The organism is Sphingomonas zeicaulis (assembly GCF_050433225.1).
GTDB classification, from domain to species: domain Bacteria; phylum Pseudomonadota; class Alphaproteobacteria; order Sphingomonadales; family Sphingomonadaceae; genus Sphingomonas_D; species Sphingomonas_D zeicaulis.
This window is the reverse complement of sequence record NZ_JBNPXQ010000001.1, coordinates 410,736-433,110: the sequence shown is the minus strand read 5'-3', so window position 1 is coordinate 433,110 and position 22,375 is coordinate 410,736. Positions and strand designations below refer to the sequence as shown.

The window sequence follows — 22,375 nt, the reverse complement described above, 5'->3', positions numbered from 1 at the left end:
AAGTGGCGAAGGGCTGGTTCTGGTCGGAAGCGGCGATCCTCCCATTTGTCCCCCTACAACGGCAACCCCACATAATTCTCCGCAATCGCCGTCTGCATCGCCTCCGAACTCGCGACATAATCCAGCTCGGCCGTCTGCATGCGATGCTCGAACGCGCCGTCCTCGGGGAAGCGGTGCATCAGCTTGGTCAGGAACCAGCTGAACCGCTCGGCCTTCCAGATCCGCGCCAGCGCCTTCGCTTGATACTGCTCCAGCCCGCGATCGTCGCCGCGCGCATAGTGCGCGATCAGCGCGTCGGAGAGATAGGCGACGTCGGATGCGGCGAGGTTCAGGCCCTTGGCGCCGGTGGGCGGCACGATGTGCGCGGAATCGCCGGCGAGGAACAGGCGGCCGTGACGCATCGTCTCGAACACATAGGAACGCAGCGGTGCGATCGACATTTCCAGCGCTGGGCCGCGGGTCACGCCATGGTCGCTGATCGGGTCGAAGCGCGCGGCCAGTTCGTCCCACAGCCGGTCCTCGCTCCAATCCTCGACGCGGTCGGTCAGCGGCACCTGGATATAATAGCGGCTGCGCGTCGCCGAGCGCATCGAGGCGAGCGCGAAGCCGCGGTCGGTGTTGGCGTAGATCAGCTCGGGATGGCAGGGCGGCACGTCCGCCAATATGCCCAGCCAGCCGAACGGATATTCGCGCTCATATTCGCGAACGGCGTGCGCCGGGATAGCCTTGCGCGAGGGGCCGTGGAAGCCGTCGCAGCCGGCGATGAAGTCGGCCTCGATCCGGTGGGTCTCGCCATCCTTGCTGTAGGTCAGCGACGGGGCGGCGCCGTCGACATCGTGCAGCGCGACATCCTTCGCCTCGAAGACGATCGGCAGGCCGCGGTCGGGGGCGGCATCCATCAGGTCGCGGGTCACCTCGGTCTGGCCATAGACGGTGACATGCTTGCCGGTGAGCGCGGCGATATCGATGCGGACGATATGGTTGGTGCTGGCGAGGTTGAAGCCGCCCTCGATCAGCCCTTCCGCCTTCAACCGCGCGTCCACCCCCAGCCGCGTCATCAGGTCGGTGGTGATCGTCTCCAGTACGCCCGCGCGGATCCGGCCCAGCACATAGTCCCGCGACTGGCGCTCGACGACGACGCAGTCGATCCCCTCCGCGCGCAGCAGATGGCCGAGCAGCAGGCCGGACGGCCCAGCCCCGACGATCGCGACCTTGGTCTTCATGATATCCCCTCAATCGGTCTTGCGGCCCCCGGCGCCTGCCGGGGGCCGGTGCGTCAGCGCGCGGCTTCGAGCTGCTTTTCCAGCGCGTCGAGCACGCGGTAGCAGGGCATCACCTGCGCCACGCTCGAATTGGGTTCGCGGCCCTCGCGGATCGCGGCGATGAATTCGCGGTCCTGCAATTCGATGCCGTTGTTGGAAACCGCAACGCCGCTGAGGTCGATCGGCTCTTCCTTGCCCGTCACCAGATCGTCGTAGCGCGCGATCCAGGTGCCGGTGTCGCCGATGTAGCGGAAAAAGGTGCCCAGCGGCCCATCATTGTTGAACGACAGCGAGAGCGTGCAGATCGCGCCGCTTGCCGCCTTGAGCTGGATCGACATGTCCATCGCGATGCCGAGTTCGGGATGGTGCGGCCCCTCGATCGCATTGGCCTGCACGATCGGTCCCGCCTGATAGGCGAACAGGTCAACGGTGTGCGCGGCATGGTGCCACAGCAGGTGATCGGTCCACGAGCGCGGCTCGCCCTTGGCGTTGATGTTCTTGCGGCGGAAGAAATAGGTCTGGACGTCCATCTGCTGGATGTTCAGCTCACCCGCGACGATCTTGTTATGAACATATTGGTGCGACGGGTTGAACCGCCGGGTGTGGCCGACCATCGCGACGAGGCCGGTCTCCTGGCTTTTCTTCAGCACCGCCTCGCCATCGGCCAGGCTGTCGCACAGCGGGATTTCCACCTGCACATGCTTGCCCGCCTCAAGGCATTCCAGCGCCTGCGCGGCGTGGAGCTGGGTGGGCGTGCACAGGATCACCGCGTCGAGCCCGGGCTGTTCCAGCGCCTCGGCCAATTCGGTGGTGGCATGGCCGATGCCATATTTGGCGGCGACCGCCTGGGTCGGCTCCAGATTGCGGCCGACCACCGAGATCACTTCGACGCCGTCGATCTTCTTCAGGCCGTCGAGATGCTTTTCTCCGAAGGCGCCGGCGCCGGCGAGTGCGATTTTCACGGGATCAGTCTCCAACGGGTTCGAGGACGACGTGCCCGACCGCGGTGTTGCTCGCGGGCACATGATAATGGCGGTGAAGCGCGCGCGTGGCCTTGCCCAGCGCGCCGCGCATGATCAGCCACATCACCATCTCGATCCCCTCCGATCCGGTCTCGCGGAGATATTCGATGTGGGGGATGTGGCGCAGATCCTGGGTGTCGCCTTCCAGCCGGTCGAGGAAGCGATTGTCCCAGTCGCGGTTGATCAGGCCCGCGCGCGTGCCCTGGAGCTGGTGGCTCATGCCGCCGGTGCCCCAGATCTGCACGTTCAGATCCTCGCCATAGCTGGCGACCGCGCGGGCGATCGCCTCGCCCAGCGCCCAGCAGCGATTGCCCGAGGGCGGCGGATAGGTGACGACGTTGACCGCGAGCGGGATCACCGCCGCCGGCCATTCCTCCGGCTGGCCGAACATCAGCGACAGCGGCACGGTCAGCCCGTGGTCGACCTCCATCTCGTTGATGATGGTCATGTCGAACTCGTCGAGGATGCAGCTCTGTGCGATGTGCCAGGCGAGGTCGGGATGGCCCTTCACATTGGGCACCGGGCGCGGCCCCCAGCCCTCGTCGGCGGGCTTGAACTCCTCGCCGCAGCCGATCGCGAAGGTCGGGATGATCTTCATGTCGAACGCGGATGCATGGTCGTTATAGACCAGGATCACGACGTCCGGCTTCTGCTCGCGTTCCCACGCGCGCGTCCATTCGTAGCCGGCGAGCGCCGGCTTCCAATAGGGTTCCTCGGTCTTGCCGAGGTCGATCGCGGCGCCGAGCGCCGGAATGTGGCTGGAGGCCACGCCGGCCGTGATGCGTGCCATCTTACTTGCGATCCTTCAGCGAGCGGAGCCCTTCGGGGGAGCGGCCGCCGGCGACCATCATCGCCTGATAATCCTCAAGGCTCATGCCGCTCATCGTGCTGACCGCCTGGAGGAAGCTCTGCCCGTCGGTGGAGAACACCTTGGAGAGGAAATAGATGTTGCCGCCCAGATCGAGCAGCGCATTGTAGTCGCGGTCGAGCACCGCCTGCTTCTGCGCGTCGGTGAGCTTCCATTCGTTCAGATAGGCGCGCTCGTCCGCCTTCCAGCGTTCGCGATTCTCCGCCTTCATCAGGCTCATCGCGAACTGGTTGAGGTGATAGCCCTGCCGCGCGCGCTTCGCGGTGAACACGCGCGTGCCGGGAATATCGTCGAACTCCGCCAGATAGGCGTGGATGTCGATCGGGCCGCCGGTCACAGCCCGCGCGCCTTCAGCTTCGCGTCCAGCCGCGGGAAGACGCGGCGGGCATTGCCCTCGAAGATCGCGGCGCGTTCGTCAACGCCGATCGCCAGCGCATCGACATAGCGCTTGGTGTCGTCGAAATAATGGCCCGTGGTTGGATCGATGCCGCGCACCGCGCCCACCATTTCCGAACCGAACAGGATGTTCTTGTTCTCGATCACGTCCGCCAGCAGGTCCACGCCCGGCTGATGGTAGACGCAGGTGTCGAAGAAGATGTTGTTCATCAGGTGCGTGTCGAGCGCCGGCTTCTTCAGCATGTCCGCCAGCCCGCGATAGCGCCCCCAATGATAGGGCACAGCACCACCGCCATGCGGAATGATGAAGCGCAAGGTCGGGAAGTCGGCGAACAGGTCGCCCTCCAGCAATTGCATGAAGGCGATCGTGTCCGCGGCGATATAATAGCCGCCGGTCGCGTGCATTGCCGGGTTGCAGCTTCCCGAAACGTGGATCATCGCCGGCACATCCAGTTCCACCATCTTCTCGTAGAACGGGTACCAGTAGCGGTCGGTGAGCGGCGGGTGCTGGAAATGGCCGCCGCCGGGATCGGGATTGAGGTTGCAGCCGATGAAGCCCAGTTCGGTCACGCAGCGTTCCAGCTCCGCGATCGAGTTGGCCATGTCCGCCTTGGGCGATTGCGGCAGCATGCAGACGCCGACGAAGGTCTCGGGAAACAGCGCGACGACGCGGGCGATCAGATTGTTGCAGCGATAGGCCCATTCCTTCGCCATCGCCTCATCGCCGACATGCGGCGCCATCGCCGAGGCGCGCGGGGAGAAGATGGTGAGGTCGGCGCCGCGTTCCTTGATCAGCCGAAGCTGGTTGGCCTCGATCGTCTCGATGATCTCGGCGTCGCTGATGTCGGGATAGGGCGGCGCGGCCTCGCCCGCCTTGAACGCGGCCTTCTGCGCCTCCCGCCAGGCGTCGTGCGCCTTGGGGAGGACGGTGTAATGGCCGTGGCAATCGATGATCAGGCTCATGCGGCTTGGTCCCTTTCGCGTCCCAGCAGGGCGGCGAGCTTGTCGTTGAGCGTATGCGGTGCCGCGAGCCCGAGGCTGCCGAGCGCGCGCTGGCGCTCCACCGTGCCGCGGGTCATCGCGCTGCCGGTGCCGAGCGCGTCGAGCGTCTTGACGACCTCGTCCATCTCGGCGGCGCGGCGGATGCCGTGGGTGAGCATCCGTTCGAGATTATAGTCGGCCTTCGCCGCCCAGTCGGTGCCCGGCCAGCTCGCATTGAGCGCCGCCACCGCCTCCTCGCGGATGCACGCGGCCTCGGCGGCCAGGATCCATTCCGCGGTCAGCGCCTCCAGCCCCTTCACCATCACCGACCGGATCATCTTGATCGCCGACGCCTTGCCGACCCCGCCCTCGACGATCGTGACATTGGTGAACCCCGCCGCCGCCAGCCGCTCGCGCGCCTCGTCGGCATGGGGGCCGCTGACCAGCAGCGGCACGGCGAAGCGCAGCGGGTGGACGGGCGCCAGCACCGCGACATCGACGTAGCGACCGCCCGCCGCTTCGATCACCTCCGCCGCCGCCCGCTTGGTCTCCGGCGCGACGCTGTTCATGTCGAACCAGAGGGAATTTGGGGGGATAAAGGGGGCATAATCGTGGGAAACCAGGGGGACTTGATCGGCGGTTACGAGGCAGAAAATCGCCTCCGCTTCCGCCAGCGCTTCGGCCGCAGTGGCGCAGCCGATGACCCCTACGGCCTTGTAATCCCGGTGTTTTTCGGCCGCCGTCGCCGGATCGTCGGTCTTCAGGTCATAGGCGCGCGCGCCGGCCGCCGCGAAGGCGATCCCGGCTTCCCCGAACCCGATGAAGGCAAGCGATGACATGCCCTACAGCCAACATAGCGCCCCGTTTGCCGCCAATCGGATTGGCCGCGGGGCTATTCGCTTTCCTGAAGTCTGGTTGCCCGGGCTGCGTCATGGATGGCGTCGACCAGCGCGCGCTGACGCGCCGTTGGCCGCCAGTCGGCACGCGTGCTGATCCCGATCGTCCGCACCGCGCGGGTCAGCGGCGGGCCGATCTGCGCCAGCATTCCGGCCTCCACCTCCATCGCGATCTGGTCGGGGGAGAGCAAAGTCAGCAGGTCGCTCTGCGCGAGCAGACCGCGGATCACCATCACCGATCCGCATTCGATCGGCACCGCCGGCAGTGCGTGGCCGGCGAACAGCGCCTCCCAATGCGCGCGCAGCGGCGTGCCGACCGGGCCGACCACCCATTGCTGCGCGCCGAGCTGCGCGATGTCCGGCAGCGCCCCCGCCAGCGGATGGCCGGCGCGGCCGAAGATCGCGAGCTGGTCGGTAAACAGCGGTACCTGCTCGATTTCGGCGGGCGGATCCTCGCGCAGCGCGCCCACGGTCAGGTCGATCACGCCGTCGACCAGCGGCTCGATCAGTTCGCGCCACGACCCTTCGACCACGTCGAGCACGGTGCCCGGCGACGTCCGCAGGAAGGCGGCCAGCGCGTGCGGCAGCAGCAGCGCGCGGCTGAGCGGCATCGCGCCGATCGCGATGCGGTCGACATCGCCGCCGTCGCCGCGCGCCTCGACGATGCCCGCCGCGATCTCCCGCTCGGCCAGCCGCACGCCCCGCGCCATCGCCCGGCCGGCGGTGGTCAGCACCACCCCCCGCCCGCGCCGCTCGACCAAAGGCGTGCCGCAGATCTGCTCCAGATCGCGCACCGCGCGGTGGATCGCGGGTTGGGATGCGCCGCTGGCATCGGCGGCACCGACGAAGCTCTGCGCATCGCTGAAATGAAGGAAGGCCTCGAGCTGGGTCGCGGTCATCAGCCATTCGGGTCGGGTGAAGCCTCGCGCCGATCGCCGCGCGCCCGCCGCCAGGCACTCCAGCGCCCGCTCCGCCCGCTCGGCCAGTGCCTGCCCGGCGGCGGTCGGCGAAACGCCGTCGGGCCGGCGCTCGAACAGGGTCACCTCCAACTGCCGCTCCAGCTTGCCCAGCCCCTGGGTCAGCGCCGGCTGCGACAGCCCCACCACCTCCGCCGCCTTGCTGAGACTGCCGCGCGACACCACCGCGGCGAGCGCGCGGAGGTGGCGCAGGTTGAGGTCGAACGATCGGGCCATGATGGACGTATCGCAAAATCTTATCGGGCGCTGCAAGTTCGAACATGGCGCCGCGCAACGAGCGGCTAGGCTTCGACGTCTTGCGCAAAGGAGTGTCGAATGGCTGGACGCGTCGTACAGAATATCGCCCGCGCCGATGCATCGGTGATCGACGGGCTGGCCGAGGCCGGCGTCGCGACCGTGCATGAGGCGCAAGGCCGCATCGGCCTGCTCGGCCATTATATGCGCCCGATCTACCCCGGCGCGCGGATCGCCGGCAGCGCCGTCACCATCTCGGCACCGCCGGGCGACAATTGGATGGTCCACGTCGCGATCGAGCAGCTCCAGCCCGGCGACATCATCGTGCTCGCGCCTACCTCCCCTTGCCTCGATGGCTATTTCGGCGACCTGCTGGCGACCAGCGCGATGGCGCGCGGCTGCCGCGGGCTGGTGATCGATGCCGGCGTCCGCGACGTGCGCGATCTCACCGCGATGGGTTTTCCGGTCTGGTCGAAGGCGGTGTTCGCGCAAGGAACCGTCAAGGCGACCATGGGCAGCGTCAACGTGCCGATCGTCTGCGCCGGCGCCGCGATCGAGGCGGGCGACGTGATCGTCGCCGACGACGACGGCGTCTGCGTCGTCAAGCGCGCCGATGCCGCCGCGGTGCTTGAAAAGGCGCGGGCTCGCGAGGCGGCCGAGGCCGACAAGCGCGAGAAGCTGGCCGCCGGCGTGCTCGGGCTCGACATCTACAAGATGCGCGAAAAGCTGGAGGCGATGGGGCTGCGCTATGAGTGAGGGCGTGCGCTGCATGTGGATGCGCGGCGGCACCTCAAAGGGCGCCTTCTTCCTCGCGCCAGACCTGCCGGCCGATACCGCCGAACGCGATGCCTTCCTGCTGCGCGTGATGGGCTCCCCCGACCCGCGCCAGATTGACGGCATGGGCGGCGCCGATCCGCTGACCAGCAAGGTCGCGGTGGTGCGCAAATCGGAGCGCGAGGGCGTCGATGTCGACTATCTGTTCCTGCAGGTGTTTGTCGACCAGGCGATCGTCACCGACAGCCAGAATTGCGGCAACATGCTCGCCGGCGTCGGCCCCTTCGCAATCGAGCGGGGGCTGATCGCCACGCAGGAGGGTGAAACCCGCGTCGCCATCTTCATGGAGAATACCGGCCAGGTCGCGGTCGCGACGGTGCGGACGCCGGGCGGCAAGGTCGATTATCAGGGTGATGCGACGATCAGCGGGGTGCCCGGCACCGCGGCGCCGATCCCCCTGGCCTTTCGCGACACGGCCGGCTCCTCCTGCGGCGCGCTGCTGCCCACCGGCAACGGCGTCGACGAGATCGAGGGCGTGAAGGTGACGATGATCGACAACGGCATGCCGTGCGTCGTGATCGCGGCCGGCGATGTCGGCGTCACCGGCTATGAGGATCGCGAGACCTTGGACGGCAACGCCGAGATGAAAGCGAAGGTGGAAGCGATCAGGCTGAAGGCCGGCCCGCTGATGAATCTTGGCGACGTCAGCGAGAAATCGGTGCCCAAAATGATGCTCGTGGCAGCGCCGCGCGACGGTGGCGCGATCGCGGTGCGTTCGTTGATCCCGCACCGCGTCCATGCCTCGATCGGCGTGCTCGGCGCGGTCAGCGTCGCGACTGCCTGTCTCGTCGAAGGCTCGCCGGCGCAGGCGGTCGCCGCCGCACCGGGAGGCAGCACCAAGACGCTCGGCGTCGAGCATCCGACCGGCGTCACCGAATGCGTCGTGACGGTGGACGCCGATGGCGCGCCGACGGAGGCAGGCATGCTGCGCACCGCGCGCAAACTGATGGACGGAGAGGTTTTCGCATGAGCACCGACGAGCAGGGCCGGATCCGGAGCTGGACGCTCACCCCCTCGCAGCCGCGCTACCGCCCGCCCGCCGGTGCGGTCGACGCGCACTGCCATGTGTTCGGGCCGATGGCGGATTTTCCGTTCAGCCCCAAGGCGAAATATCTGCCGCAGGATGCGGGCCCCGACGCGCTGTTCGCGCTGCGCGAGCGGCTGGGCTTCGCGCGCAATGTGATCGTCCAGGCAAGTTGCCACGGCACCGACAATCGCGCGACCTTGAACGGCATCGCCGCCTCCAACGGCACCTGCCGCGGGGTCGCGGTGGTCGATCCGGCGATCGGCGACGAGGAATTGGATGCGCTGCATGCCGGCGGCATCCGCGGCGTGCGCTTCAACTTCCTCAAGCGGCTGGTGGATGACGCCCCCAAGGACAAGTTCCTGGCAGTCGCGGAGCGCATCCAGCGGCTCGGCTGGCATGTCGTCGTCTATTTTGAGGCCGACATCCTCGAGGAAATGAAGCCCTTCCTCACCGCCATCCCCACCCCGATCGTGATCGACCATATGGGCCGGCCGGACGTAACGCAGGGCCCCGACGGCGCCGACATGACCGCGTTCCGCGCGTTGCTCGACAGCCGCGACAATATCTGGACCAAGGTCACCTGCCCCGACCGGCTCGATCCGGCCGGCGAACCCTATGCCGATTTCATTCGCTCGGTGCGCCCGCTGGTCGAAGCCTATTCCGATCGCGTGCTGTGGGGCACGGACTGGCCACACCCCAATATGGAAACGCGCATCCCCGACGATGGCGGGCTGGTCGACGTCATCCCCCAGATCGCCACCACCGCCGAACTGCAGCACAAGCTGCTCGTCGCCAACCCGATGCGGCTCTATTGGCCGGAAGACGCATGACTCGGCATATCGCCGGCCGCGCGGTCCATCCGATCGGCCTCGGCTGCATGGTGCTGAGCCACGCCTACGGCACGCCGCCGGCACCGGAAGCGGCCGGCCGCCTGCTCAACGAGGCGCTCGATCTCGGCTACGATCATCTCGATACCGCCGCGCTCTACGGCTTCGGCGCCAACGAGACGTTGATCGGCGAAACCATCGCGCACCGCCGCGATGCTTTTTTCCTTGCCTCCAAATGCGGGCTGACCGGCGTGGATGGCAAGCGTGTGATCGACGGGCGGCCGGAAACGCTGCGCCGGACGATCGACAAGGCGCTAACCCGGCTCAGGACCGACCGCGTCGACCTCTATTATCTCCACCGCTGGGACAAGACCGTGCCGATCGAGGACTCGATCGGCGAACTCGCGCGGATGGTCGAGGCCGGCAAGATCCTGTCGATCGGGCTCAGCGAGGTCTCGGCGGGCACGTTGCGCAAGGCGCATGCCGTGCACCCGATCGCGGCGGTGCAGAACGAATATTCGCTCTGGTCGCGCAATGCCGAACTGGGCGTGCTCGAAGCGACGCGCGAACTGAGCGCGGCCTTCGTCGCCTTCTCACCGCTCGCGCGCGGCTTCCTGGCGGGCGGGGTTTCCTCGATCGAAGCGCTGCCCGATCGCGACATCCGCCGCGCCATGCCGCGCTTCCAGCCCGACAACTTCGCGCGCAATCAGGCGCTGTTGGCTGATTTCACCAAGATTGCGGCGCAGCTGGACGCGACACCCGCCCAGCTCTGCCTGCGCTGGCTGGTGGGGCGCGGTCCGCATGTGGTGACGATTCCCGGAACCGCCGATCTCGAACATCTTCAACAGAATCTCTGGAGCGACCTCACGCCCCTGCCGGAAGCCTTCGCCGACCGGCTCGACGATCTGTTCCAACCGCATGCGATCGCCGGGCCGCGCTATCCCGCCGCGACGCTTGCCGAGATCGACACCGAGGAATTCGCCTGACGATGGAGCGGGCCGGCGCATCGAAGCCGGCCTGCGGTACCGCCGCTGAAAGCGCGACGTCCCGCATCCTTTATCGCTCGAAGCCAAAGCGCCGGAGCAGTTCCGCCCGCGTGGCAGCCTCCCGCTTGCCCGGCGGCACGCGCTTGGCGGTCACGCGCTCGAACCGATCCGGCCCGACCTGTCGCCACCACGGCAAGTCGATCGGCCCCGCCTTCTGCTTCAAATGCAGTAAATATTCGTCCAGCGTGCGAAAGCGCTGCCCAAAGGCATAGGGAAGCCCCGCGCGCCCGCCAGATGCGTCGGTCGGTGCCGCAGTTTCGACTGGGCCATGCCGCTCAGGATCGGGTCTTGCGTCCTCGGGCGGCAGTGGCCGGAAAGGACTGCCGGCAGTCGCCGCCGCGGCAATGATGAGGCTTATCAGCACGTCACTCAACATGGCGCATGATTTCACACATGTCTATTGCCACGCTAAGTTTCTTGTGGTCCCTATCGCGCCATCCACGAGTATCGGGAGGGTTAACATGGGGTCACCGTTAGTTCGTTTTGACTCGAATGGTTCGATCATCGACAAGAGCGATGCGAAGGCCGAAAAAGTCATCGAGGCGATGATTGCACAAAATGCGATCAGCGCCCCCAGCAGTGTGATTGCCGCAGAAGCCGATACGAGACTGACCGGCAGTCTTTCGGGCACCGAAACCGAAGACTTGATTGCCGTCGAACTCGTCGCCGGCCAGACTTACAGCTTCGCCTATCGCGGAACCGTCGAAGGCGGTATCGAAGATCCTTACCTTGCGTTGTTCGGCCCTGGCGAAGTCTATATTACCGAGGACGATGACGGTGGTGCCGGCCGCACGTCCCAGATCACTTATACCGCGACCGTAACGGGTACACATTATCTGTATGCAACGTCGTGGTACACGCTCGAATATGGCGATCCGTCGCTGGACACGGGCAATTACACCATCGATATCTGGGAACAGGACCCCGCCAAGGACGCTCCGGACACGTTCGAGGGTGCCGAAGTCCTGACGGTGGGTGAAACGACCTTCGGCTATCTGGATTCCGCAACCGACATCGACGTCTACCAGATCACCGCCGAAGCCGGGAAAGTCTATTCCTTCACCTATGCCGGCGGCATAGCCGGCGCCGCGGAATTGGGCGATCCGTTCCCCGGTGAGAATATTGGCTATGTCTCGATCTACGATTCCGAAGGCAATCTGGTTGCCGACGGCCTCAACTACGAGACCGGCGCCAGTTTCTTCGCCGAGACCGGTGGCACTTATTATGTGCAGGTCGAGCCCTACGATCCCTCGCTGCTGGGCGGCTATACGCTCGATGTCAGCGAGATCGACCCGTCGGACCTCGATCCGCTCGACTCGATCGACTGGGTCAATGCCGCCAACGTGCCGTTCGTCGATGTCGGCGGCGTGCCCACCGCCTATGTCTATTTCGCACCGGCCGGCGAGAATTTCGGCGAGCTTGGTGACGATGGCAACCCGATGATCACCTATGGCTGGCAGCAGTTTCAGATCGACGGGGTGATGAAGGCGCTCGGCGAGTTCGAGGAAATCCTGGGCGTCAACTATGTCATCACGACTGACGCGAGCCAGGCGACGTTCCGCCTGCTCACCACCGAATCCGAAGAATATGGCGCCTATTTCTACCCGCGTGATCCCAGCTACGGCACGCAGCAAGGCATCGCTGCGTTCAACCTGCTGAGCGGCGGCTTCACCTTGCCGGCCAGCCTCCAGCCGGGCGGCTATTCCTATGGCGTCATCCTGCACGAGTTCGGCCATGCCCACGGCCTGGCCCACCCGCATGACGAGGGCGGCGGTTCGGACATCATGCTCGGCGTCACCGGCCCCGACTCGCTCGGTGTCTATGACCTCAACCAGGGCGTCTATACCGTCATGTCCTATAATGACGGCTGGGCGACACATCCGAGTGGTCCGCTGCCATTCAGCCGCGCCAACATCGGCTATGGCTGGTCCGGTTCGCTCAGCGCGTTCGACATCGCGCAACTCCAGACGCGCTATGGCGTGCATGCACAGAATACCGGCAACACGCTTTATCGCCTCGACGACGCCAATGTCGCCGGCACCTTCTTCGAGACGATCTGGGATACCGGCGGCACCGACATCATCCGCTATGACGGCGCCCGCGACGCGCATATCGACCTGCTCGCCGCCACGCTCGATTATTCGCCCACCGGCGGCGGCGTCGTATCCTATGTCGACACCATCTATGGCGGCTACACGATCGCGAACAGCGTGGTGATCGAGAACGCCACCGGCGGCAGCGGCGACGACACCATCCTCGGCAACGACGTCCGCAACGTCCTCATCGGCAATGCCGGCAACGATACGCTGATCGGCCGCGCCGGCGACGATATCCTCTACGGCTATGCCGGCGACGACGTCCTCCAGGGTGGCGACGGCAACGATACTCTGCGCGGCGGCCTCGGCAACGACACGCTGGACGGCGGTGATGGCAACGACTCGCTGCTCGGCGAAGGGGGTGACAACATCCTCATCGGCGGCGCGGGCCGCGACACCATCTATGGAGCCGGCGGCGCAGACACCATCGACGGCGGCGACGGCGCCGACTCGCTCCGCGGCGGTGCCGACAATGACGTCATCGAGGGCGGTGCCGGCGACGACACCATCCTCGGCGAGGCCGGTGACGACATCATCACCGGTGGCGCCGGTCGCGACACGCTGCTCGGCGGTGCGGGTGCCGACACGTTCGTGTTCGAGGATGTGACCGACAGCGCGCCGGCATTCCGCGACGTCATACGTGACTTCGCCAAGGGTTCGGACCTGATCGACCTCAGCGCGATCGATTCGGGTGCGGCCGGCGGCGCCTTCTCGCTGGTGTCGGCGTTCAGCGGCACCGCGGGCGAACTCGTCGTCACCAATGTCGGCGCGTTCCAGCAGATCCGCGGCGACGTGAACGGTGACAGCATCGCCGACTTCGCGATCCTCGTCACGGTCACCGGCGGCCAGCTCGCCGCGGCTGACTTCGTGCTCTGATACGGGAAACGCCCTTCCCTCCGCCTCGGCGGAAGGAAGGGCACCCGATCGGCAAAGATGGGCACCGGCACAGCGCCGGTGCCCTTTTTTGTGTCGACGCCTGCCCGTCTCCCTCTTGTGTTTTGTAAGCAACACATACAGTATTGCCTCATAACCAATAAGCTGGATGAGGAGCCGAGGTCATGACGTGGATCGCCAACCGCTGGTACGTTGCCGGGTGGGATTCAGAGGTGGATCGCGCGCCGATCGCGCGAACCATCTGCGGCGAACCGCTGATGTTCTATCGCAAGCTCGATCGCAGCGTCGTCGCGATGCGCGATGCCTGCCCGCATCGCCTGCTGCCGCTGTCGATGGGCTATAAGGAAGGCGATTCGGTGCGCTGCCGCTATCATGGCCTGCTGGTGGGGCCTGACGGCTGTGCGACCGAAATGCCGATCAAGAGCGAACGCGTGCCGCGCGGCGTGTGCGCCACGCTCTATCCGGTGGTCGAGAAGCATCGCTTCGTCTGGGTATGGATCGGCGATCCGGCGCGCGCCGATCCCGCGCTGGTGCCTGATTTCTGGCCGTGCAGCGCGCCGGGCTGGACCTTCGACGGCGGTTACAACCGCGTCGGCTGCGATTATCGGTTGATGATCGACAATCTCATGGATCTCAGCCACGAAACCTGGGTGCATCAGGGATCGATCGGTCAGCATGAAATCACCGAGGCGCCGATCGAAACCGAGGTGCGCGGTGAAGAGGTGCTGGTGCGCCGCTGGATGCCGGGGATCGAACCGCCGCCCTTCTGGCGCGATGCGCTGCGCTCCGCCGGCCCGGTCGATCGCTGGCAGGTCTGCCACTTCCTGCCGCCCTCGTCGGTGCTGATCGATGTTGGCGTCTCGCCCGTCGCCGCCGGCGACACGATCGAGCGGCATGATTCGGGCGTGCGCGGCTTCGTCGTCGACGCGATGACGCCGGAAACCGAGACCAGCACGCATTATTTCTGGGGCATGGCGCGCAATTTCGACATCGACGATCCCGGCTTCACCGCACGCTTCAAGGCGCAGCAGGGCCGCGTTTTCGACGAGGATGTCGAGGTGCTGGAAGCGCAGCAACGCTCGATCGACGCCAATCCCGACCTCAAGCTGCGCGGCTATTCGATCGACGAGGGCGCCGTCCGCGCGCGCTCGATCATCCGCAAACTCGCCGCCGCCGAACTGGCCCCCGCCGCGTTGACCAATGCCGGCTGAGATCGACCTCGGCGGGCTCGAAACAATCCTGGGGCTGCGCATCCGCCGTGCGCATGGCGCGGTGCAACGCCATTTCGCCGATCATTTCGCCGCGCTCGGCCTCACCCAGAAACAGGTCTCCGTGCTTTGGCTGGCGGGCGACCATCCCGACCTTGCCCAGACCGACCTTGCCGCCGCGCTCGACATGGATCGCGCGACGACGATGGCCATCGTCCATGCGCTCGAAAAGCGTGGCCTGCTCGCCCGTGCGCCGTCGCCAGGCGACCGCCGTCGCATCGCCTTCCGCCTGACCGCGCAGGGCACTGATGCGCTCGCCGCGGCGCGAAGCGCGATCGCCGAGCATGAGGCGTGGCTGACCGCGCGCTTCACCGCGGACGAACGCGCCGTGCTGGAGGGCTTGCTGGCCCGCATCCATTGCTGATTTTGTTGCGCCACATAACAATATACCGCAAAACAGCCTGACGGTTCCCCGCGGGTACCAATGGTCGAAAAGAAGGCGCGGGCCGCGCACGACACAGACGAGGAGAGAGTGATGGCAACCGATCCACGCGCGGTGATCGAGGAGGCGCCGATGTCGCGCTTCCAGTGGAACATCGTCGCCACCATGATCGGCCTCAACGCGCTCGACGGTTTCGACGTGCTCTCGATCAGCTTCGCCTCCCCAGGTATCGCCACCGAATGGGGGATTGACCGCGCGGCGTTGGGCATCGTACTCTCGATGGAACTGGTCGGCATGGCGATCGGATCGCTGGTGCTGGGTGGCATCGCGGACCGCATCGGCCGGCGGGCGACCATCCTTTCCTGCCTGGTGCTGATGACGATCGGGATGATCGGCGCGGCGACTTCCGCCGGCATCGCGACGCTGTGCCTCTGGCGCGTGCTCACCGGTCTCGGCATCGGTGGGATGCTGGCGGCGACCAACGCCGCAGTCGCCGAGGCGGCGAACGCGAAACAGCGCTCGCTAGCGGTGGTGCTGATGGCGGGCGGCTATCCGGTCGGCACGATCGTCGGCGGATCGATCTCGGCGGTGCTGCTCGCCCATTATTACTGGCGCGCGGTGTTCCTGTTCGGTGCGGCCTGCAGCGCGCTGTTCGTGCCGCTGGTGCTATGGCGCGCGCCTGAATCGATCGCCTTCCTGATGCACCGCCGCCCCGTCAATGCGCTCGCGCGGATCAACCGGACATTGGCGCGCATGGGCCAGGCCCCGGTCACCACCCTCCCCGCCCCCGAAGCCGCGGCGACGCGCAAGGTGCCGGTCGTTGCACTGTTCTCACCCGCGCTGCTGCGGCCGACGGTGGTGCTGACCATCGCCTATCTTACCCATATCATGACCTTTTATTTCATCCTGAAATGGATCCCGAAGATCGTCGTCGACATGGGCTTCCCCGCCCCCCAGGCCGCCGGCGTGCTGGTGTGGGCGAGCATCGGCGGCGCCACCGGATCGCTGGTGCTGGGGCTGCTGACCGGCCGCATCCGCGTGCTGGCGCTGACGATCATCGCGATGCTCGTCTCGACCGCGCTCGTCATTCTCTTCGGCCAGGGCCAAAGCAACCTCGCCGGGCTCTCCACCGTCGCGGCAATGGCCGGCTTCGCCACCAATGCCGGCGTCGTCGGCCTCTATGCGCTGGTCGCGCAGGCCTTCCCAACCAGCGTCCGCGCGACCGCCACCGGCTTCGTCATCGGCATCGGCCGCGGCGGTTCTGCGCTGGCGCCGGCGCTGGCCGGCTTCCTGTTCGCGGCGGGCTATGGCCTGCCGACGGTGGCGCTGCTGATGGCGCTGGGCTCGGTGATCGCGGCGGGCGCGCTGATGGGATTGCGGGGCCGGGCGAACGCTTGACGGACAAGCGATCGGCGCGCCGGATCGGCTAAAACCGCCGGCCTGCCTTCGGCGACGCGCCGAATGCCCGGCGGAAGGCGTGGCTGAAAGCGCTCTGCGAAGTATAGCCGACCGCCAGCGCCGCCTGTGCAACCGTCATGCCGCCACGATGCAGCGCGGTTCTGGCCGCCATCAGCCGCCACATGCGCAGATAGGACAAGGGCGGCTGCCCGACCCGGCGCATGAACTCCGCGGAAAAAGCGGCGCGCGACATGCCCGCGACGCCCGCCAGCCGCTCGACCGTCCACGGTTCCGTCGTGTCGGCATGGATCGCCCGCAGCGCCCGCCCGAGCCGCGGATCGGACAGCGCGCCGAGCCATCCCATCGGCGCCTGCCGGCCATAGGCGCGGATGGCCTCGACAAGCAGGACGTCGGCGAGGCGCGCGCTGACGATGGCGCGGCCGAGCAGATCCTCCTCGATCTCCTTGGCGATCAATTGGAGAATCGTCGCGATCGTGCCCGACGCAGGCGCGGAGCCCGACAGGAACAGGGCATCGGGCAGCATGTCGAGGAAGAAGTCGGCTTCGGCGGCATCGAAGGTGACCGTTCCGCCGATCGCGATCACATCGTCGCCGCCAAGATGCGCCACGTCATCGCCGGCAGCATCATACACTGCCTGTCCGTCCGCCGCCGGCAGGGCCACGTCACTGGCGACCGTATAGGCGGTGCGGCCGAGCAGGCAGACATCGCCGGCGCTCAGCAGTTGCGGGTCGTGGTTGGGGCGGAGCAGCCACTGGCTCCCCCGCAGCATCGCAACGAACTTGAGCCGGTCGAGCGCCGGAAATGCCAGCGCCCATTGGCCGGCAGCCTCCATGCGCGTTCGCCGACTGATCCTCGCGCCGAGCACGTCGAGGATGTCCGAGAGCGGATCCGGCGTCGATCTAGACGATTGCGACAATTCCATAGACCAGATCGCATAGATCATCTTCGGTACGCTGCCTATCTCCCGGTTCGAAGGAGACTGATGATGAGCTTGGTGGACAAGGTTGTGGCGATCACCGGCGCGAGTAGTGGCATCGGCCGCGCGACGGCGAAGAGGCTGGCGGAGGCGGGTGCATTCGTCATTCTGGGCGCGCGCAACGAGGCGGCACTCAGGACGGTGGCGGACGAGATCGAAGCTGCCGGCGGCCGGGCGGCGGTCAGGGCGACGGATGTGCGCCACCGGCAGGATCTCGAGGCGCTGGTGGCGCTGGCGGTCGAACAGGGCGGTCGGTTGGACGCCATCGTCAACAATGCCGGCATCGGCCCGATCTCACGCTTCGATGCGCTGCGCGTCGAGGACTGGGACGCGATGATCGACGTGAACCTGCGCGGCACGCTCTACGGCATCGCCGCTGCGCTGCCGGTGTTCCAGCGGCAACGCAGCGGGCATGTGATCAATATCGTCTCGACGGCCGGGATCCAGCTCGTCCCCACCATGGGCGTCTATGCCGCGACCAAGAATGCGGTGCGCACCGCCACCGAAGTGCTGCGGCAGGAGGCCGGGCCGCATCTGCGGGTCACCGAGATTTCGCCAGGGATGATCGGGACGAGTTTCGTCGACGGCATCACCGACGAAGCGTCCCGTCGGATGCTCAACGAGCGGTTCGGCAATATCGCGATCTCGCCCGATGCAATCGCAAATGGCGTGCTCTATGCAATGGAGCAGCCGGCCGACGTGGCCGTCGGCACCATCGTCATCCGGCCGACCGCGCAGGGTTGAGCGCCTGGTAAATGTGCGCGGCGCTCAGGACCCGACCAGCGAGCGCCGCGCCATCGCCTTTTCGAGGTTGGGATCGACCGTGCAGCGATAGGACGCGGCGTCAGCCGGCGCGCCCTTGCCCCGATAGCGTGCTGCCTGCGGATAGGGGCAAAGCCGCCGCGTCAGCCTTTCCTGACCATCGACGTCTTTGGTGGCGATGATCTGCTGCGGCGCCTGCCCCTGTTCCACCCAGCGGATCAGCGCCCAGAGCATGTCGCGGCCCGGATCGTTGGGCCAGCTCGGCTGGCCGGATGCGCCGAAGGCGTCGGGGCCGGGCCCGCCACGGCAATGATACATGCCGGGCACCATGAACAGCCGCACCGCCTCCCCCAGCCGTGCGGTGCCGCCATGTGCCCGGGCGAGCGCGGCATAATAGTCGATGGTGGGGCCGGCGTTGGTCGAGGGATCCGCCCAGCCCTGGTAGAGGATCGCCTTACCGCCCGCCTTGATGAACGGCGCGATGGCCACCTTGTCCGCGCGCAGTTCGGGCATCGCGCGGTTGGCGGCGTCGAGATCGGCAGTGCGGCGGAAGCTGTTCTCGTCCCAGTTCGCATCATCGTGGACGCCATCCGCCCACATCGCGCGCAGCAGCGGCGATGGCGGGCCGGGCCGCGTTCGGACGCCGGGCAGCAGGCCGCTGTCCATCACCCTCCCCTGTTCATCCTTCATCGGCGAGACGATCGTCTTCAGCATCGCCAGCTTGGGGGCGGTGAGGCAGGACCCGGTCTGGCCGGGCTTGCACAGCAATGTCTCGACGCGGAAGCGGCAGGCCATCGGATTGCCGATGATGCCGTCGACCACCCCGTCCGCGGCATCGCAGGCCGCAGTCGCCTTCGCCTCGTAGAGCGACCAGTCGGCATCGGTCAGCCCGGCATCCGGCATCTGCTTCTGCTGCAGCGAGAACCACATCATCCGCACCGACTGCAGCGGCATATAGGGGCCGGGCGCGCCGGCGATCACGCCGTCATAGTCGCCCGGATAATTCTGCATCTCCTTGAGCGCCTGGCGCCCGCCGCCCGAACAGCCGGTGAAATAGCTGCGATCCACCGCGCGCCCATAGAAGGCGCCGGCGAGCGCCTTGGCGGCGCCCGCGGTCAGGTGAACGGCGCGATGCTCATAATCTACCCGCGCCTTGGGATCGGCCATCCAGCGTGCCTGGCTGGCCTTGTGGCCGCTGTCCGTGGTGACGGTGGCGAAGCCCTCCGCCACGCGCCGGCTCATGTCGATATAGTTATAGACACCGGCGTCGCCGCCCACACCCGCGCCCAGCAGCCGCCCGTTCCACTTGGCGGGCAGCCATAGTTCGAAGCCAATAGTGTCCTCGATCACGCCTTCGACGCGGCAGAAGGCAACCGATACCGGCAGGCCGCGATACGTGCCGCGACCGTCCGGCGCCTCCCAGGCCGGCGGCGGCGTGACCGGTGTCGCGGCGGTGACCCTTACCTCCCCGGCATGGGCGCCCGTCAGCGCCGCGCATCCTGCGAGCGCGGCGGCGACCAGGCCCGCCATCAGAATTTCACCGCGGCCGTGACCGAGATCAACCGCGGGATCGGATTGGCCGATTGCGGATCGAAGCCATTGGTCGTGTCGACGAAGGGCGGATCCTCGTCGAACAGGTTACGGACGTCGGCGGACAGGGTGACGTGCTTGTTGAGTTCATAGCCGACCGACAGATCGAAGGTGTCGTAATTGCTGACATGCTGGCGCGGGGTGACGCTGTTGTTGAAATAGCCGCGCAGATGGTTCCAGGTGAGGCGTCCACGCACCCCGTTCCACTTCACGCCGATGTCGGCCTGGCTGCGGAAGCTCTGGCTGAAGCCCAGCGTGTCGGCGACGTCGGTCAGCCCGGCACCCGGCACAGCTTCGAACAGATAGTCGAGCAGATAGGTGCCCTGGATGCCGGCATCGAGCTTCACATCACCCCATTCCCAGTCATAGGCGAGCACGAAATCGAGCCCGCGCATCAGCGAGGTGCCTAGGTTCTGGCGGCGGCCGTCGGCGATGAAGGTGACCGCGGCAGGGTTGATCGCGCTGTTGATCGGCAGGCCCGAGGCGAGCAGCGCCGCAATCTCGGCCTGGCTGGGATTGAACTGCACGAAAGAGCCATAGATCGGATTGGTCAGCAAGCCCGGCGTGCCGCGCAGCGCCTGGATCTGGTCGGTATAGTCGATCCGGAAATAGCTGAGCGAGGCGACAAGGCCGGGAATCTCCTCCGGCGCCGCTTCGACACCGAAGGACCAGGTCTCCGCCTGTTCGGGCTTCAGGTTCGGATTGCCGCCGGCGATGCCGATGCCGATCTGGTTGCCGGCCGGGCCGGGCAGCGTATCGAAGTAGAGGCCGGCGCCACCGGCGAGCGTCGAAACCTCGGTAAAGGTCGGCGCGCGGAACGAGGTGCCGTAGGTGCCCTTCAGTGTCAGCCCCGGGAACGGCGCGTAGGTGAGGCCGATCTTGGGATTGGTGGTGCTGCCGAAATCGCTGTAATTCTCGTGCCGCACTGCAAGGCTCAGCGACAGGCGTTCGAGGCCGGGCGAGGCATTGCTGGCGCCGACGACGGGCACGAACAGTTCGCCGAAGACCGCGTCGACGTTGCGCTTGCCCGAATCCGCGGTGTGCACCGCCGTTGCCGCCTGCCCGCTGAGCAGATCGGTAAACGTATATTCCACGCGATGCTCGGCCCCCACCGCGATGCGCACCGCGCCGCCGGGCAGATCGAACAGCGATCCATCGAGCTGGCCGTTGATCACATCCAGCCGGGTCCGGCCGGTGATGACGAACAGATTGTCGGTGATCCGCGCCAGCGTATCGGGGTTGTTGCGCCCACCAAAGACGTTGAGCGCGGTCGCCGGGTTGGTGTCGGCCAGCGCGCGGGCGAGCGCACCGGCGTTGACGCCGGAACGCCGACGGTCCGCCACCTCTTCGGACTCGCCATGCGCGTAATAGACCGTGCCCCTGAAGTCGCCGAACAGATTGGCCTCGACGCCGCCGGACACGTTCCACGACGAGGCATGATACGGATTGCGGAGCTGGCCGAGTTCGGGAACCAGCGAATAGGCGACGTTGACCGACGTCGCGCCGGGGACCGGGCTGACGAAGAAGGGGTTGGTGCTGGGCACGGTGGCGTTCACCGTCGGGTTGATCAGCACATCGCCTTCGCGCCGCGAGTAGAAGCCGTCGGCGAAGATGCGGATGTCGTCGGTGATATCCTGGCTCAGTGCGCCGACGACGCTGATCCGCTCCTGCGGCGGGATCACATAATCGCTGTCACCATAGAAGCAGCGATTGCTGGTGCCGCGCACCAGCGACCCGACATTGGCGCTGGTGACGCCGCCCGTGGGGATCGCATAGGTGCCGCCGCCGACGGTGATCGTCCCGGGGTTGCAGTTGGTGACGCGCAGATCACGCCCGCCGCGGTCGCGATTGTCGTTCTGGTAGAAGTCGAGCTCGGAACCCCGCAGCACCTTGTTCGAGGTATATTCGGCAGAGATCATCGCGCTGCCGCTGCCCCAATTGTGCCCGGCGATGACGGCGATCTGTTTCTCGTCATAATTGGTGTCGGTGAAGCCGTACCGGGCACGCGCCTCTATGCCCGAGAAATCCCGGCGTAATATGAAGTTCACGACGCCCGCGACGGCGTCAGATCCGTAGATCGCCGAGGCGCCGTCCGCCACGACCTCGACGCGGCCGAGCGCGATCGACGGGATCACGGACGGATCGGTGAACTGGCCCTGCGTGCCCTGCGGCGGAAAGCGCTTGCCGTCATAGAGCAGCAGGGTCGCGTTGGTGGAAAGTCCGCGCAGGTTGATGCCGGCGCCGCGCGTGGCGTTGGCGGCACCGTTCTGCGCCGAGCCGCCGGCCCGGTTGGCGCCGAGCGAGACGACCTGCGGCACGCGGCGCAGCAAATCATTGGTCGAGGTTACGGGCTCCTGCGCGATCGTGTCGGCGTCGATCGCGATTACGTTCGATCCCACCGGATCGATCCCGCGGATGCGGCTGCCGGTGACGACGATGTCCTGCTCTTCCTTTTCCGAAAGCGGCGGCGCCTCGAGTGCGGGCTCGGTGGTCTGCGCGAAGGCCGGCAATGTCAGGCTCAGCGCCAGCGCGCCGAGCGCGGAGCGGCCAAGTAGCAGCGTGGATCGGGTGACCGTCATGTCTCTCTCCTCTGGTCGTCGCCCGCCTGTTCCGGCGGT

The 22,375-nt window shown here is 66.7% G+C and carries 20 protein-coding genes; 9 read left to right on the top strand and 11 right to left on the bottom strand.

Annotated elements, in window-relative coordinates:
* Positions 1 to 53 precede the first annotated feature (53 nt).
* Genes pobA through FHS96_RS02190 form a run of 7 tightly spaced genes read right to left on the bottom strand, consistent with a single transcriptional unit; the run spans position 54 to position 6,618 of the window.
* Positions 54 to 1,223, bottom strand: coding sequence for a 4-hydroxybenzoate 3-monooxygenase (gene pobA / locus FHS96_RS02220; protein ID WP_429587673.1), 1,170 nt, complete (start codon positions 1,221 to 1,223; stop codon positions 54 to 56).
* A 53-nt stretch (positions 1,224 to 1,276) separates the two neighbouring features.
* Complete coding sequence (locus tag FHS96_RS02215; protein WP_429587672.1) at positions 1,277 to 2,224, bottom strand: Gfo/Idh/MocA family oxidoreductase; 948 nt, start codon at positions 2,222 to 2,224, stop codon at positions 1,277 to 1,279.
* 4 nt (positions 2,225 to 2,228) lie between these two features.
* Positions 2,229 to 3,074: a class III extradiol dioxygenase subunit beta gene (locus FHS96_RS02210; RefSeq protein ID WP_429587670.1), complete on the bottom strand. Its 846-nt coding sequence runs from the start codon at positions 3,072 to 3,074 to the stop codon at positions 2,229 to 2,231.
* A gap of 1 nt (position 3,075) precedes the next feature.
* On the bottom strand, positions 3,076 to 3,489 hold the full coding sequence (ligA, locus tag FHS96_RS02205; RefSeq protein ID WP_429587669.1) for a protocatechuate 4,5-dioxygenase subunit alpha: 414 nt from the start codon (positions 3,487 to 3,489) through the stop codon (positions 3,076 to 3,078).
* On the bottom strand, positions 3,486 to 4,511 hold the full coding sequence (locus FHS96_RS02200; RefSeq protein WP_429587668.1) for an amidohydrolase family protein: 1,026 nt from the start codon (positions 4,509 to 4,511) through the stop codon (positions 3,486 to 3,488). Before FHS96_RS02200 ends, ligA begins: the two co-directional genes overlap by 4 nt.
* Positions 4,508 to 5,368: an NAD(P)-dependent oxidoreductase gene (locus FHS96_RS02195; RefSeq protein WP_429587667.1), complete on the bottom strand. Its 861-nt coding sequence runs from the start codon at positions 5,366 to 5,368 to the stop codon at positions 4,508 to 4,510. Before FHS96_RS02195 ends, FHS96_RS02200 begins: the two co-directional genes overlap by 4 nt.
* A gap of 53 nt (positions 5,369 to 5,421) precedes the next feature.
* A complete protein-coding gene (locus tag FHS96_RS02190) occupies positions 5,422 to 6,618 on the bottom strand; it encodes a LysR family transcriptional regulator (RefSeq protein WP_429587666.1) in 1,197 nt (398 codons plus the stop codon).
* 99 nt (positions 6,619 to 6,717) lie between these two features.
* Here FHS96_RS02190 and ligK point away from each other — a divergent pair, with 99 nt between their 5' ends.
* Genes ligK through FHS96_RS02170 form a run of 4 tightly spaced genes read left to right on the top strand, consistent with a single transcriptional unit; the run spans position 6,718 to position 10,310 of the window.
* Complete coding sequence (gene ligK / locus FHS96_RS02185) at positions 6,718 to 7,392, top strand: 4-carboxy-4-hydroxy-2-oxoadipate aldolase/oxaloacetate decarboxylase (protein ID WP_429587665.1); 675 nt, start codon at positions 6,718 to 6,720, stop codon at positions 7,390 to 7,392.
* Positions 7,385 to 8,440, top strand: coding sequence for a 4-oxalomesaconate tautomerase (locus FHS96_RS02180; RefSeq protein ID WP_429587664.1), 1,056 nt, complete (start codon positions 7,385 to 7,387; stop codon positions 8,438 to 8,440). The genes ligK and FHS96_RS02180 overlap by 8 nt, the downstream gene beginning before the upstream one ends.
* Positions 8,437 to 9,327 carry an amidohydrolase family protein gene (locus FHS96_RS02175; RefSeq protein ID WP_429587663.1) on the top strand — a complete coding sequence of 297 codons (891 nt, stop codon included), beginning with the start codon at positions 8,437 to 8,439 and terminating at the stop codon, positions 9,325 to 9,327. The genes FHS96_RS02180 and FHS96_RS02175 overlap by 4 nt, the downstream gene beginning before the upstream one ends.
* Positions 9,324 to 10,310 (top strand): aldo/keto reductase, encoded by a 987-nt coding sequence (locus tag FHS96_RS02170; RefSeq protein ID WP_429587662.1) that lies wholly within the window; start codon positions 9,324 to 9,326, stop codon positions 10,308 to 10,310. Before FHS96_RS02175 ends, FHS96_RS02170 begins: the two co-directional genes overlap by 4 nt.
* Positions 10,311 to 10,380: 70 nt before the next feature.
* Here FHS96_RS02170 and FHS96_RS02165 read toward each other — a convergent pair whose 3' ends face one another.
* Positions 10,381 to 10,734 carry a hypothetical protein gene (locus FHS96_RS02165; RefSeq protein ID WP_429587661.1) on the bottom strand — a complete coding sequence of 118 codons (354 nt, stop codon included), beginning with the start codon at positions 10,732 to 10,734 and terminating at the stop codon, positions 10,381 to 10,383.
* Positions 10,735 to 10,831: 97 nt separating this feature from the next.
* Between FHS96_RS02165 and FHS96_RS02160 the strand changes: the two genes are divergently transcribed.
* The 4 genes from FHS96_RS02160 (at position 10,832) to FHS96_RS02145 (ending at position 16,408) form a co-directional block, all read left to right on the top strand.
* Positions 10,832 to 13,342 (top strand): M10 family metallopeptidase C-terminal domain-containing protein, encoded by a 2,511-nt coding sequence (locus FHS96_RS02160; protein ID WP_429587659.1) that lies wholly within the window; start codon positions 10,832 to 10,834, stop codon positions 13,340 to 13,342.
* A gap of 182 nt (positions 13,343 to 13,524) precedes the next feature.
* Positions 13,525 to 14,571 (top strand): Rieske 2Fe-2S domain-containing protein, encoded by a 1,047-nt coding sequence (locus FHS96_RS02155; RefSeq protein WP_429587658.1) that lies wholly within the window; start codon positions 13,525 to 13,527, stop codon positions 14,569 to 14,571.
* Positions 14,561 to 14,992: a Saro_0803 family transcriptional regulator gene (locus FHS96_RS02150; RefSeq protein ID WP_429587657.1), complete on the top strand. Its 432-nt coding sequence runs from the start codon at positions 14,561 to 14,563 to the stop codon at positions 14,990 to 14,992. Before FHS96_RS02155 ends, FHS96_RS02150 begins: the two co-directional genes overlap by 11 nt.
* A gap of 111 nt (positions 14,993 to 15,103) precedes the next feature.
* Positions 15,104 to 16,408 (top strand): MFS transporter, encoded by a 1,305-nt coding sequence (locus tag FHS96_RS02145; RefSeq protein ID WP_429587656.1) that lies wholly within the window; start codon positions 15,104 to 15,106, stop codon positions 16,406 to 16,408.
* Positions 16,409 to 16,436: 28 nt separating this feature from the next.
* Here FHS96_RS02145 and FHS96_RS02140 read toward each other — a convergent pair whose 3' ends face one another.
* The gene (locus FHS96_RS02140) at positions 16,437 to 17,372 is read right to left on the bottom strand and encodes an AraC family transcriptional regulator (protein WP_429587655.1); all 936 of its coding nucleotides are present in this window, start codon (positions 17,370 to 17,372) and stop codon (positions 16,437 to 16,439) included.
* 42 nt (positions 17,373 to 17,414) lie between these two features.
* Between FHS96_RS02140 and FHS96_RS02135 the strand changes: the two genes are divergently transcribed.
* Entirely contained in the window at positions 17,415 to 18,149 is a 735-nt protein-coding gene (locus tag FHS96_RS02135; protein WP_429587654.1) for an SDR family oxidoreductase, read from the top strand.
* Between the two features lie 24 nt (positions 18,150 to 18,173).
* Here the strand turns inward: FHS96_RS02135 and FHS96_RS02130 are convergent, their stop codons facing one another.
* Both FHS96_RS02130 and FHS96_RS02125 read right to left on the bottom strand, forming a co-directional pair.
* A complete protein-coding gene (locus FHS96_RS02130; protein ID WP_429587653.1) occupies positions 18,174 to 19,697 on the bottom strand; it encodes a tannase/feruloyl esterase family alpha/beta hydrolase in 1,524 nt (507 codons plus the stop codon).
* On the bottom strand, positions 19,697 to 22,336 hold the full coding sequence (locus FHS96_RS02125) for a TonB-dependent receptor (RefSeq protein WP_429587652.1): 2,640 nt from the start codon (positions 22,334 to 22,336) through the stop codon (positions 19,697 to 19,699). Before FHS96_RS02125 ends, FHS96_RS02130 begins: the two co-directional genes overlap by 1 nt.
* Between the last annotated feature and the right edge of the window lie 39 nt (positions 22,337 to 22,375).

Coding starts and splice junctions, on each gene's coding strand:
- pobA (WP_429587673.1), bottom strand. CDS start 1,223: ATGAAGACCAAGGTCGCGATCGTCGGGGCTGGGCCGTCCGGCCTGCTG.
- FHS96_RS02210 (WP_429587670.1), bottom strand. CDS start 3,074: ATGGCACGCATCACGGCCGGCGTGGCCTCCAGCCACATTCCGGCGCTC.
- FHS96_RS02200 (WP_429587668.1), bottom strand. CDS start 4,511: ATGAGCCTGATCATCGATTGCCACGGCCATTACACCGTCCTCCCCAAG.
- FHS96_RS02195 (WP_429587667.1), bottom strand. CDS start 5,368: ATGTCATCGCTTGCCTTCATCGGGTTCGGGGAAGCCGGGATCGCCTTC.
- FHS96_RS02190 (WP_429587666.1), bottom strand. CDS start 6,618: ATGGCCCGATCGTTCGACCTCAACCTGCGCCACCTCCGCGCGCTCGCC.
- ligK (WP_429587665.1), top strand. CDS start 6,718: ATGGCTGGACGCGTCGTACAGAATATCGCCCGCGCCGATGCATCGGTG.
- FHS96_RS02180 (WP_429587664.1), top strand. CDS start 7,385: ATGAGTGAGGGCGTGCGCTGCATGTGGATGCGCGGCGGCACCTCAAAG.
- FHS96_RS02175 (WP_429587663.1), top strand. CDS start 8,437: ATGAGCACCGACGAGCAGGGCCGGATCCGGAGCTGGACGCTCACCCCC.
- FHS96_RS02170 (WP_429587662.1), top strand. CDS start 9,324: ATGACTCGGCATATCGCCGGCCGCGCGGTCCATCCGATCGGCCTCGGC.
- FHS96_RS02160 (WP_429587659.1), top strand. CDS start 10,832: ATGGGGTCACCGTTAGTTCGTTTTGACTCGAATGGTTCGATCATCGAC.
- FHS96_RS02155 (WP_429587658.1), top strand. CDS start 13,525: ATGACGTGGATCGCCAACCGCTGGTACGTTGCCGGGTGGGATTCAGAG.
- FHS96_RS02150 (WP_429587657.1), top strand. CDS start 14,561: ATGCCGGCTGAGATCGACCTCGGCGGGCTCGAAACAATCCTGGGGCTG.
- FHS96_RS02145 (WP_429587656.1), top strand. CDS start 15,104: ATGGCAACCGATCCACGCGCGGTGATCGAGGAGGCGCCGATGTCGCGC.
- FHS96_RS02140 (WP_429587655.1), bottom strand. CDS start 17,372: ATGATCTATGCGATCTGGTCTATGGAATTGTCGCAATCGTCTAGATCG.
- FHS96_RS02135 (WP_429587654.1), top strand. CDS start 17,415: ATGAGCTTGGTGGACAAGGTTGTGGCGATCACCGGCGCGAGTAGTGGC.
- FHS96_RS02130 (WP_429587653.1), bottom strand. CDS start 19,697: ATGGCGGGCCTGGTCGCCGCCGCGCTCGCAGGATGCGCGGCGCTGACG.
- FHS96_RS02125 (WP_429587652.1), bottom strand. CDS start 22,336: ATGACGGTCACCCGATCCACGCTGCTACTTGGCCGCTCCGCGCTCGGC.